This is a genomic window from Bacteroides uniformis (genome assembly GCF_025147485.1).
Taxonomy (GTDB): Bacteria; Bacteroidota; Bacteroidia; order Bacteroidales; family Bacteroidaceae; genus Bacteroides; species Bacteroides uniformis.
The window spans coordinates 754051-765714 of the sequence record NZ_CP102263.1 but is presented as its reverse complement, the minus strand read 5'-3'; the positions used below and the strand labels follow the sequence as shown (position 1 = coordinate 765714).

At 51.6% G+C, this 11664-nt stretch carries 10 protein-coding genes; 8 read left to right on the top strand and 2 right to left on the bottom strand.

Annotated features, from left to right (window positions below; all coding sequences use genetic code 11):
* Window positions 1-5: 5 nt before the first annotated feature.
* The 8 genes from NQ510_RS02960 to NQ510_RS02925 all read left to right on the top strand — a co-directional run bounded on the left by NQ510_RS02960 (window position 6) and on the right by NQ510_RS02925 (window position 9334).
* Window positions 6-1232 (top strand): DUF5009 domain-containing protein, encoded by a 1227-nt coding sequence (locus NQ510_RS02960; protein ID WP_034525909.1) that lies wholly within the window; start codon window positions 6-8, stop codon window positions 1230-1232.
* A 5-nt stretch (window positions 1233-1237) separates the two neighbouring features.
* Complete coding sequence (locus NQ510_RS02955; RefSeq protein ID WP_005830352.1) at window positions 1238-2641, top strand: family 10 glycosylhydrolase; 1404 nt, start codon at window positions 1238-1240, stop codon at window positions 2639-2641.
* Entirely contained in the window at window positions 2638-3390 is a 753-nt protein-coding gene (locus NQ510_RS02950) for a carbohydrate-binding family 9-like protein (protein WP_005830351.1), read from the top strand. Before NQ510_RS02955 ends, NQ510_RS02950 begins: the two co-directional genes overlap by 4 nt.
* 114 nt (window positions 3391-3504) lie before the next feature.
* Window positions 3505-4620 carry a peptide chain release factor 2 gene (gene prfB / locus NQ510_RS02945; RefSeq protein WP_005830350.1) on the top strand — a complete coding sequence of 372 codons (1116 nt, stop codon included), beginning with the start codon at window positions 3505-3507 and terminating at the stop codon, window positions 4618-4620.
* Between the two features lie 80 nt (window positions 4621-4700).
* Entirely contained in the window at window positions 4701-4835 is a 135-nt protein-coding gene (locus NQ510_RS02940) for a hypothetical protein (protein WP_005830349.1), read from the top strand.
* 19 nt (window positions 4836-4854) lie between these two features.
* Entirely contained in the window at window positions 4855-5322 is a 468-nt protein-coding gene (locus NQ510_RS02935) for a CYTH domain-containing protein (RefSeq protein WP_005830347.1), read from the top strand.
* Between the two features lie 34 nt (window positions 5323-5356).
* On the top strand, window positions 5357-6652 hold the full coding sequence (locus NQ510_RS02930) for an MgtC/SapB family protein (protein ID WP_005830344.1): 1296 nt from the start codon (window positions 5357-5359) through the stop codon (window positions 6650-6652).
* A gap of 150 nt (window positions 6653-6802) precedes the next feature.
* Entirely contained in the window at window positions 6803-9334 is a 2532-nt protein-coding gene (locus NQ510_RS02925; protein ID WP_005830342.1) for a TonB-dependent receptor domain-containing protein, read from the top strand.
* 87 nt (window positions 9335-9421) lie between these two features.
* Here the strand turns inward: NQ510_RS02925 and NQ510_RS02920 are convergent, their stop codons facing one another.
* Together NQ510_RS02920 and NQ510_RS02915 are read right to left on the bottom strand one after the other, a co-directional pair.
* Window positions 9422-10756 (bottom strand): glucoamylase family protein, encoded by a 1335-nt coding sequence (locus tag NQ510_RS02920; protein WP_034525907.1) that lies wholly within the window; start codon window positions 10754-10756, stop codon window positions 9422-9424.
* 44 nt (window positions 10757-10800) lie between these two features.
* Complete coding sequence (locus NQ510_RS02915) at window positions 10801-11664, bottom strand: endonuclease/exonuclease/phosphatase family protein (RefSeq protein WP_008662722.1); 864 nt, start codon at window positions 11662-11664, stop codon at window positions 10801-10803.

Sequence of the window (11664 nt, the reverse complement as noted above, 5' to 3'; positions counted from 1 at the left end):
ATGATATGAGTGACAAGACTGTTTATTCACGGCGCAATCCGGCCATTGACATGCTGAGGGCGTTGACCATGTTCACCATGATTTTCGTCAATGACTTCTGGAAAGTGCATGACGTACCCCATTGGCTGGAACATGCCGTTTATGGTGAAGACTTTATGGGACTGGCGGATATTGTATTCCCCTGCTTCTTGTTTGCAGTGGGAATGTCCATACCATACGCCATCGAACGCAGATATGCCAAAGGCTTTTCGGCAGAATCCACCTTAGGACATATCCTTTCCCGCACCTTTGCCTTGCTGGTGATGGGGGCGTTTATAACGAACTCGGAGTTCCGGCTTTTACCGGAAGCTCCCTATCCGATAGGAGTATACTGGTTCCTGATGGCCATAGGCTTTATCGGTGTGTGGAACCAATATCCGAAACCGGCTTCCGGCACTCAGAAGAACCTTTTCCGTGCTTTTAAAATAATCGGAGTATTGGTTCTCCTTTACCTTGCCTTCACGTTCCGCAATCCGCAGGGAGGTGTATTCGGTGCCTATTGGGGAATATTGGGCTCCATCGGCTGGACCTATCTGGTATGTGCCGTAATCTATATCTTCAGCCGTGACCGGTTGCAGTATCTGCTGCCTGCCTGGGGTGCCTTTATCCTGATATGCCTGCTGGGTACGCCTTTGCGCGAGGGCTTTGGCGGTGAGGCTATCCTTGCCTTTCCCGAACGCAACTTCTATCAGGGCATGTTGTCCATCCTGCATATCGGCAACGGGGCTTTGCCCGCATTTACAATGGGAGGTGTCATCCTTTCCATTCTCAGCGCCCGCTATGCCGGCAAGGGTGACGGCTGGAAACTCCGCAATGGGCTGACGGTTGCCGTTCTGCTTCTGCTGGTCGGAATTGGGACACACCATTTCTGGATTGTGGCCAAGATGGGTGGCACTCCTCCCTGGGTGTTCTATGTGACTGCCATTTCCGTGGGGCTCTACACACTGCTCAGCTATCTGGTCAGCCATCAGGTCACAGGTTGGTTCAACCTGATACGCCCTGCCGGAACGGCTACGCTGACCACTTATCTGGTGCCTTATGTCTTCTATGGCTTTGCTGATGTGACCGGTGTTGTCCTGCCGGACTGGTTCACACATGGATTCATGGGGCTGGTCAACTGCCTTTGTTTTGCCTTTGTGGTAATCGGCGTTACGTGGGTGATGGAAAAACTGCATGTTAAACTTAAAATTTAGATAGAATGAAAAAGAGCTTTTTACCTGCATTCTTGCTGCTGTTCCTTGCGCTGGGCATGTTCTCGTGCCAGCAGGGAGCTAAGGAAACAACCAAGGAATATCCCATGTTCTGGACGTGGCTGGACTATCGTCCCGGCATGAACTTCGACTCCATCTGCCAAGTGATGAACGACATCGGCATGGATGGAATTATGCTGAATGCGCCGACTCCCGACGATTACCGGGCTGCCATACCGGTTGCCCATAAACACGGAATCGAAGTGTATGCCTGGTTATGGACCATGAATCTGGAACACGACCGTGACAAGATATTGAAGGAGCATCCCGAATGGTTCAGCGTGAATCGTAACGGCAAGAGCCTGGCAGACACTACCGCCTATGTAGGCTATTACAAGTTTCTCTGCCCGGCATTGCCCGAAGTCCGCGAGTTCATCAAGGAAAAAATCAAGGCCTACTGCGAAGTGGAAGGCTTGAATGGCATTGCCATCGACTATCATCGTTTTGTGGATGTGGTGCTTCCCACCACCTTGTGGCCCCATTATGGCATTGTGCAGGACCGTGAATACGCTGCGTGGGATTACGGTTACCATCCGGAAATGCTCAGGTTGTTCAAGGAGCAGTACGGTTATGACCCCCGCGAGCAGGAAGACCCTTCCCTCGATGTGAAGTGGCGCCAGTTCCGTTGCGACCAGATAACCGAAGTGGCCAATATGATTGCCGAAGTGGTGCACTCCTACGGCAAGACAATGGCTGCCTCCCCGTTCCCCACCCCGAAGATGGCTTCACGCATGGTGCGCCAGGACTGGGGCAAATGGAATCTCGACATCGTGTTCCCGATGGTTTACCATACCTTCTATACGGGCGATGCCAGCTTCATTTCCGACTGTACGGTTGAGAATGTACGCGACAAGAACGATATGACTACACTGTACTGCGGCATGACCGCCACCGACGGCCCGATGATGTTCGAATGCATGGATGCCGCTCTCAACAACGGCGCCCAGGGAATTGCCGTATTTACCATTCATGGACTGCGTTCTCCGGAGGTGAAGAGGCAGTTCAAGGCTTATACGGACAGTGTCAGAGCCGTGCGTGCCGCCAATGGCGGGGTGATAAAGGCTACCCATCCCGAAGTGGCGGATCCCGACCCCTTCAAGCATGAAGGCATTATGAAGCTGATGCAGGAACGCATGCAGCAAATCATAGCCAAGGCTGCCGGCAAGGAAGAGCCGGCTCCGCTGGCATTGGGCGAGTACAAGGAGGTGGATTCCTATGACGCGACACGCTGCTACCAAGTGGTGGATGAGAATAGCAAGACTACTTTTGACGTGACATTCTATCTTTACGGCGACGTTGTTTCCGGTTGGGATGTAGCAGTAGCAGACAAGGCTTCTACTAATAAGAAATGAAAGGACGTTTTATGATAGTGAGAGATTACGGGAGCAAACTCCTTCTGCTCTTGGTGTTTTCAATGGTAGGCATGGTTTGTTGCAATGCCCAGAGTGGAAAGAGCTTGTCCGTAAAGAAAGTAATGTGTACGGCTTCACCGGAAGGTGAGGCTGTGCCGTCCTTGCTGGACGGGAACGGGATAGAGTTTCAGCCCCTTGATGTGGTCAACTGGAAAGATTATCCCTACAAGCCGGAAGTGAGTTTCCGCATAGCCCATACGGGGCGCGAAATCCTGCTTCACTACAAAGTGAAGGAAGCCAGTGTGCGTGCAGTGGCCTCCGGAGACAATGGCCGGGTATGGGAAGATGCTTGTGTGGAATTCTTCGTATCTCCCGAAGGTGACGACCGCTATTACAATTTCGAATGTAACTGCGCCGGCAGGCTGCTGATTCAGGGAGGTGCAGTCAATGAGCGCCGTCCTACGGCGAGTCAGGAGGTGCTGGGCATGGTGAAACGTTGGAGCTCGTTGGCCGGCGAACCTTTCGAGGAACGTTTGGGCGAGTGCAGCTGGGAACTGGTCATGGTTATTCCCGTTTCCGCTTTCTTCCAGCATTCCGTCGGTTCTCTGGACGGAAAAACAATGAAAGGGAATTTCTACAAGTGTGGTGACAAACTCCAGACTCCCCACTTCCTTTCTTGGAGTCCTATCGGGCTGGAACGCCCCATGTTCCACTGTCCGGCCTTTTTCGGCACCTTGTCTTTTGAATAAATCTTTAGGGTGTTCTGGTGGAATCATTTGCCGTTAGCATTACTTATTGGATTGACAATTGCGGAATTATGTGTTTTTTTATACCTTTGCACTTCCTAAATTGTAAATGCATATATGATTACCGCAGAACAACTGAAAGATATCAAAGAACGTACCGAGGCGTTGAACCGCTATCTGGACATTGAAGGAAAGAAGATACAGGTGGAAGAAGAGCAGCTCCGCACCCAGGCTCCCGGTTTCTGGGACGACCAGAAGGCTGCCGAGGCTCAGATGAAGAAAGTGAAAGGCTTGCAGCAATGGATTTCCGGCTACAATGAGGTAAAGACCTTGACTGACGAGGTACAACTGGCTTTCGACTTTTACAAAGACGAACTGGTGACTGAAGAGGAAGTGGACGATGCCTATGCCAAGGCAATCACTGCTGTCGAGGCCCTCGAACTCAAGAATATGCTTCGCGAGGAAGCCGATCAGATGGACTGTGTGCTGAAAATTAACTCTGGTGCCGGTGGTACGGAGAGCCAGGACTGGGCAAGCATGCTGATGCGTATGTATCTGCGCTATGCCGAGACTCACGGCTATAAGGCCACCATCGCCAACCTGCAGGAAGGAGACGAGGCAGGTATCAAGACTTGTACCATCGAGATTTCCGGTGATTATGCCTACGGCTACTTGAAAGGTGAGAACGGTGTACACCGCTTGGTGCGTGTTTCGCCCTACAATGCCCAGGGCAAGCGTATGACTTCTTTTGCATCCGTGTTTGTCACTCCCTTGGTAGATGATACCATCGAGGTGAACATCGAACCTGCCCGCATGTCATGGGATACCTTCCGAAGTGGTGGCGCCGGTGGACAGAACGTCAATAAGGTAGAGTCCGGTGTCCGTCTGCGCTATCAGTATAAGGATCCATATACGGGCGAAGAGGAAGAAATCCTGATTGAAAATACCGAGACACGAGACCAGCCCAAGAACCGCGAGAACGCTCTCCGTCTTCTCCGTTCCATGCTTTACGACAAGGAACTCCAACACCGCATGGCCGAGCAGGCAAAGGTGGAAGCCGGTAAGAAGAAAATCGAATGGGGTAGCCAGATTCGTAGCTACGTCTTCGACGACCGCCGCGTGAAGGACCACCGTACCAACTTCCAGACCAGTGATGTGAATGGTGTGATGGATGGAAAGATAGACGGCTTTATCAAAGCTTACCTGATGGAGTTTGCAGGAAGTGGCGAATAAATTTTCTCCCTTTCATTTGCATTCTTCCCGAATTTCTTCTTACTTTGTTCATCGTTGAACTTTAAACTATAAAACACACCATGGGAAAAAGTAAAAAGAAAGCAATGCACAGCCAGAAGGAAGAGCAACAAGCCAAGAAAGTGATGATGACGATGGGAGTAATAGCCATTGTATTGGTCATCGCCATGTTTGTGGCTTACTCTTACTGGGGCTGATAAAATCACTGGAAACGACATGCCGCAGGAGATAGAACGGAAATTCCTCGTGACGGGAGAATACAAGCCACAAGCGTATGCACACAGCCGTATCGTACAAGGATACATCAGCAGTGTACGTGGACGGACAGTACGGGTGCGCATCCGCGATGAACGGGGATTTCTCACCATCAAGGGTGCATCCAATGAATCGGGAACCAGCCGCTACGAGTGGGAAAAGGAAATTCCGCTGTGCGAAGCGCGGGAATTGCTGAAGCTGTGCGAACCGGGTGTCATCGACAAGACCCGTTACCTGGTGCGCAGCGGACAGCACGTCTTTGAGGTGGATGAATTCTATGGCGAGAATGAGGGACTGACTGTGGCCGAGGTGGAACTCTCCTCGGAAGACGAGCCTTTCGTGAAACCTGCATTCATCGGACGGGAGGTGACGGGAGATGTCCGCTACTATAACTCGCAACTGATGAAACACCCTTTCACCACATGGTAGCAAACCAATTGTATGCCGTACTTGTTTAATCGTCATGGAGAAACTTTACGACTACCTGCCAAGAGAACTGGTCACCTTCCTTTTGGTCACTGTATTCTCTTTACTCATCGGGCTTTCACAGCGTAAAATCAGCTTGAAGCGCGAAGGGGAAACTACGCTTTTCGGTACCGACCGCACCTTCACTTTTATAGGCATTCTGGGCTATCTGCTCTATATCCTCGACCCTACGGGCTATCGTCTGTTCATGGGAGGAGGAGCCATTCTGGGACTGCTGCTCGGACTGAACTATTATGTGAAGCAGTCACAGTACCATGTGTTCGGAGTAACCACCATCATTATTGCACTCATCACCTACTGCATTGCTCCCATTGTGGCCACGCAGCCGTCGTGGTTCTACGTCATGGTCATAGTGACCGTCCTGCTCTTCACCGAGCTGAAACACACCTTCACGGAACTGGCCCAGCGCATGAAGAACGACGAGATGATTACGCTTGCCAAGTTCCTTGCCATCAGCGGCATTATCCTGCCGATGCTGCCCAATGAGAACCTTATTCCCGGCATCAACCTGACGCCATACAGTATTTGGCTGGCCACGGTGGTTGTATCGGGCATTTCCTACCTTTCTTATCTGTTGAAGCGCTACGTCTTCCATGAGTCGGGCATTCTGGTTTCGGGCATCGTGGGAGGCTTGTACAGCAGCACGGCTACCATTTCCGTACTGGCGCGAAAGAGCCGTAAGGCTTCTGTGCAGGATGCTCCCGAATATGTGGCAGCCATGTTGTTGGCGGTCAGCATGATGTTCCTCCGTTTCTTGATATTGATAGGTATTTTCAGCCGGGAGACGCTACTGGCCATTTATCCCTACCTGCTGATAATGTCGGTGGTAACGGCAGCCGTGGCATGGTATCTGCATTCCAAGCGGAAACGGGTGGACGACGGCACGCAGACCACGGAGGACGAGGACAGCAGTAATCCGTTGGAGTTCAAGGTAGCGCTGATTTTTGCCATGCTGTTTGTGGTGTTCACTATCTTGACCCACTATACGCTGGTGTATGCCGGCACGGGTGGACTGAACTTGCTCTCTTTCATTTCGGGGTTCAGTGACATTACTCCTTTCATCCTGAACCTGCTTCAAGGAACGGGCAGTGTGGCGGTGCTGGTGATTACGGCTTGCAGCATGCAGGCTATTGTCAGCAATATAGCGGTAAACATGTGCTACGCGTTATTCTTTGCCGGTGGAAAAAGCCCTTTGCGGCCGTGGATATTGGGGGGATTCGGCTCTGTTATTGCCGCAAATATCTGTCTGTTACTTTTCTTCTATTTTCTCTAAATTGCTTTCTTTTTGCTTTTTTAACTCCGAAAGTCTCGTAAATGCATGAAAAAGGGGCTATTTTTGCCGAATTCATTGTGACAAAACTCGAACGGGAAACGTCTAATACCAAGACAATAAACATGAATAGTCACTAAATATAAAAACGCAATGAGAACAAAATGGACTGTGCTGCTATGGATGCTGATGATTTCGGGACTGCTTGCAGCGCAAAACACGGCAAACACTTCTTTCCAGGTTAAAGGAATTTTGCTCGACTCACTCACCCAGGAGGGTGAACCTTATGCTACCATTAAAATCGTGAAGAAAGAGGCCCCTGCAAAGGCGCTGAAAATGCTGGTAACGGACATGAAAGGCCAGTTCCAGGAGAAAGTACCCGGTACGGGCAACTTCGTGATGACCATCACTTCCGTGGGACGTACTCCCATCGTGAAGGACTTTTCTGTGAAGGCAGGGGAGAAGCTGGTGGACTTCGGCACGCTGTATATCGTAGATGCCTCCAATGAGCTGGGGCAGGTGGAAATAGTGGCACAGAAGCCTCTGGTGAAGGCAGATATCGACAAGATAGAGTACAATGTGCAGGATGACCCTGACGCCCAGTCGAACTCCGTGCTGGAAATGCTTCGCAAGGTACCGTTGGTAACGGTGGATGGCGAGGACAATATTCAGGTGAACGGGAGTAGCAGCTTTAAGGTATATGTCAACGGAAAGCCCAACAACATGATGAGCAACAACCCGACGGAAGTGCTGAAAAGTATGCCTGCAAACAGTATCAAGCATATTGAAGTGATAACCAATCCCGGCCCCAAGTATGACGCCGAGGGTGTGGGCGGTATTCTGAACATCGTCACCGTGGGCAGCGGACTCGAAGGCTATACGGCTACGTTCAGTGCCAACGTCAGCAACCGCGGTGCAGGCGGCGGGGCATTCGGTACCATAAAGAGCGGAAAGCTGACCGTCGGCGCCCGCTACAATTACAATTACAACGACCAGCCCCGCAACTACAGCAGTGGTAGCCAGCATGTGACACCGGAAGCTGTTACGGAGAATTCTTCCAATCTGGACTATGACGGCAGCAACAAGGGACACGGTTCTTTCCAGTCGGGCAGCATGGAGGCCAGCTACGAAATAGATACATTACGCCTGGTCACCATGTCTTTCGGACTTTGGGGCGGCGGGAACAAGAGTAACGGCTCTACGGACTACATCGCTACTTTTCCGGAGAACATAAACGCTGCTCCCATTTACAGCTACTCTGCCTTCAACCGCAGCAAGTCTTCCTGGTATTCCATCGACGGAGGTATCGACTACCAGCGTCTGTTCAAGGTCAAGGACCGCATGCTGACGTTCTCCTACAAGATAAACACCCGTCCGCAAACGTCGGATTCCTATACGGAATATGAAATAGACAATGGCTATAACCCCGATTGGGCAGACTATCTGAACCGTTTGAAGAACCAGCATAACGACGGTGAGCAGAATACCACGGAGCATACGTTCCAGGCCGACTATACCACGCCTATCGGCAAGCTGCATACATTGGAGGCAGGTGCCAAGTACATTCTGCGCAACAACTCCTCCGAAGACGACCGTTTTGATGCGGACGATACCGGAAAGTATGAATACAACAAGGACCAGAGCTCACACTACAAGCATTTGAACGATATTATCGCCGCCTATCTGGGATATGGACTGAAGGTGAAGAGACTTTCGGGCCGTTTGGGATTACGCTACGAGCATACCATCCAAGATGTGAAGTATCTGGTGGGCCGCGGTGAGGATTTCACAAAGAACTTCGACGACGTAGTGCCTTCCGCTTCTATCGGCTACAAGCTGACGGATATGTCCAATCTGCGTTTGGGGTACAACATGCGTATCTATCGTCCGGGAATCTGGTCTCTGAATCCTTATCTGAATGATACGGACCCCTCCTATATCAGCCAGGGTAATCCGAAGCTGGACAGTGAGAAGAGCCATGCTTTCAACTTGAGTTACAGTAACTTCACACAGAAGTTCAATATCAATATCTCGGCCCGCTACTCGTTTACCAACAACAGTATTGAGAATGTGACAAGGCTCATGCCCGATACGGAGATTGAGGGATTGAAGAACCCCACGGGCAAGGATGTGCTTTATTCTACCTATGCCAACATCGGCAAGACCCGTTATGCCAGTGTGAACGGTTACGTCAACTGGAATGCCACTCCACGTACACGTATCTACATGAACATGAGCGGCAATTACTCTTATCTGGAGGGCAGTGAAGGCATGCGTAACGATGGCTGGAGCCTCTTTGCCTACGGCGGTGCACAGCAGACGCTGCCCCATGACTGGCGCATCAGTCTGAATGTCTTCGGACAGACGCCGTGGATTATGCTGCAAGGTAAGGGCAGCAGCTTCTTTGATTATGGCTTGAGCGTCAACAAGTCCTTCTTGGACAAGCGCCTCACCTTGTCTGCCTTTGCCAGCAACTTCTTCAAGAAGTATATGGACCAAAGCTCCACCACCGAAGGCAGCGGTTTTATACGGGAAAGCAATTATAAGTACAGCCGCCAACGCTTTGGCATAAGCGTCAGCTACCGTATCGGTGAGTTGAAGGCAAGCGTGAAAAAGGCTGCGCGCACTATCAGCAATGATGATGTGAAGAGCGGTGGCAGTGGTTCCGGTGGCGGCGGTGAATAGGTTGTAAATACATCCCCTTCTGAAACTTGTACCTCGCTATTCATCAGAGAATACAAGTTTCAGAAGGGGATTTTTTATGATAGTAAGTTACTTGCTGACTGTTGAGAACCCCAACTCCTTCAACCCTTTCTGCACATCCGGATGACTCATGAAGAGCTTCCACAGCAGTCCCGACCGATAATTCTCGAGCATGACGGCTATCGGGCCCTGGTCAATGGCGAGGTAGCGCTGCGGATACCAGTTGTCCGTTTCGCTGAAAGCATCGTAGAAGCCATAGGGGCCGAAGACCTTATCTCCCATCTCGTAGAGGTGGCGCATCACTTGCAACGACTGTTCCGGGGTATAGACGATGGATGACAAGGCGGCAGTTGGAGAGATGACTCCCTGGTCGTCGCGTTCGTTGGGAGCGTGGGCGGCATATCCGTTGACGGAGTAGCTGGCTGTCAGTCCCCAGCAGTCGGGCCCGAAACCTTTGTAGTGCTTGGGGTTGCGGACACAGTAGGCACGGTTCACAAGCGTCAGGTTACGCATCTCGTCGAAGTAGTTGGCGCAGTATTCATCCTTCAGCCCGATGGGGTCGAGGCCGAGAAACGAGTATTGTGCCCAGAAGAGCGGTCCGGCTTCTGTGCCTTGATAGCGCAGATGCAACTCGATATTCTCCACTTTATGAGGGTCTACAATGGCCCCGTTCTGCGCCCAGCCCTCGTGATAGACTGCTGCAGGCACGCCGTGGGTAGGCGAGGCGGCGGCAAGGATATACATGATGAGGCATTCGTTGTAACCGTGTACGGGAAAGTTCATTTCCCAACCGTATTCCGAACTCCAGTGCCAATAGAGCACGTTCTGGCCGTTCTGGCGGTAGAAGTTCCAGTCCACTTCGCGCCACAGCTTGTCGATGCGGGCGGCGAGGGCTTGCTCGGCGGGCGAACCGTCGATGTAGTACTGGTGGACGGAGAGCAGCGCCTGCATGATGAAGGCTGTTTCTACCAGGTCGCCGCCATTGTCTTTCTGCCCGAAGGGTTTCACCTTGCCCGTATCGCCATACCACCAGTGTGGGTAGGCACCGTGGAAACGGTCAGCGGTTTCGAGGAAGGAGACGATTTTCTCCATTCGTTCCAGCCCTTCCTGGCGGGTGACATAGCCGCGGTCTATACCGGCAAGTATAGCCATGATGCCGAAGCCGCTTCCACCGGACGTGATTACGTTCTGGTCGTTCTCCGGATAGACACCGTCCATGTGGATGCGTTCGCGTGCCAGTCCGCTGTTGGGCTCGGCACCTTCCCAGAAGTAGTTGAAGGTACGGCGCTGTACGGTGTCCATCAGGGCATCGTCGCTCAGCCGGTCTTCTTTGGCGGCGGGGCTTTTGCATTGCGTGAAACCGAGCAACAGCAGGAACAATAATAAACTGTATTGTATTTTCATTGTACCAATGCTTACTTGTTTTTTTATCATTTACTTATCTATATTCATTGCACGGTCAATTCAACAAGTATAGGACAGTGGTCGGAAAGGTAGCTGTTCTCCGGTTTGTCTTGGATAACGCGGTAGCGGTCTATCTTTGCGCCTTTGGTCACGAAGACATAGTCCAGCAGTACGCGTTCCTCCACCGGCAGACGGCCGAAGTCATGGAAAGACCAGGACGGACCGTAGGTGACGGCAGCTGTCTTTGCGGCATTTTCCATTCCTCCCTTTTCCAGCGTTTGCAGAGGTTCTTCACCGGGCGTACAGTTAAAGTCACCGGTGATGATGGCGGGCATGTCCGGTGCTATCTCCTTGATTTTGTCGAGAATGAGTTGCACGCCCTCTTTGCGGGCTGTCTTTCCGTCGTTGTCCAGATGGGTGTTGAAATATACAAACTTTTGTCCGTTGTTCTTTTCCTGCAGTATCGCCCAGGTGGTGACACGGTTGTAGGAAGCGTCCCAGCCCTTGATGCCGATAGTTTCGGGTTGCTCGCTGAGGGAGAAATTGCCGTATTCCACCAGTGTAAACCGGTCGGTCCGGAAGAATATCGGGCAGTATTCGCCTGCTTCCTTGCCGTCGTCGCGCCCCACACCGAGTGCTGTGTATTGCGGCAGCCCGCGTTTTAGGTCTTCCATTTGGTTGTGAAGCACTTCCTGCATGCCCAGCAAGTCGGGGCTGTAGTAGGCTATCATACGGCAGGCGTCACCCTTGCGGTAATTCCAGTTGTTTACACTGTCCGAAGGAATATCCAGGCGGACATTGAACGTCATCACTTCCAGCGGCTGTCCGTTCTGTGCGGAGGGCTGGCTCTTGCAGCTGCCAAGGAGCAGAATGCTGCAAAAACAAAGGAGTAAAGTAGTATATCTCAT

What these genes read in the sequence shown, in the direction of transcription:
- NQ510_RS02940 (WP_005830349.1), top strand. Translation starts at nt 4,701, where the DNA reads ATGGGAAAAAGTAAAAAGAAAGCAATGCACAGCCAGAAGGAAGAGCAA.
- prfB (WP_005830350.1), top strand. Translation starts at nt 3,505, where the DNA reads ATGATTACCGCAGAACAACTGAAAGATATCAAAGAACGTACCGAGGCG.
- NQ510_RS02935 (WP_005830347.1), top strand. Translation starts at nt 4,855, where the DNA reads ATGCCGCAGGAGATAGAACGGAAATTCCTCGTGACGGGAGAATACAAG.
- NQ510_RS02915 (WP_008662722.1), bottom strand. Translation starts at nt 11,664, where the DNA reads ATGAGATATACTACTTTACTCCTTTGTTTTTGCAGCATTCTGCTCCTT.
- NQ510_RS02925 (WP_005830342.1), top strand. Translation starts at nt 6,803, where the DNA reads ATGAGAACAAAATGGACTGTGCTGCTATGGATGCTGATGATTTCGGGA.
- NQ510_RS02950 (WP_005830351.1), top strand. Translation starts at nt 2,638, where the DNA reads ATGAAAGGACGTTTTATGATAGTGAGAGATTACGGGAGCAAACTCCTT.
- NQ510_RS02955 (WP_005830352.1), top strand. Translation starts at nt 1,238, where the DNA reads ATGAAAAAGAGCTTTTTACCTGCATTCTTGCTGCTGTTCCTTGCGCTG.
- NQ510_RS02960 (WP_034525909.1), top strand. Translation starts at nt 6, where the DNA reads ATGAGTGACAAGACTGTTTATTCACGGCGCAATCCGGCCATTGACATG.
- NQ510_RS02930 (WP_005830344.1), top strand. Translation starts at nt 5,357, where the DNA reads ATGGAGAAACTTTACGACTACCTGCCAAGAGAACTGGTCACCTTCCTT.
- NQ510_RS02920 (WP_034525907.1), bottom strand. Translation starts at nt 10,756, where the DNA reads ATGAAAATACAATACAGTTTATTATTGTTCCTGCTGTTGCTCGGTTTC.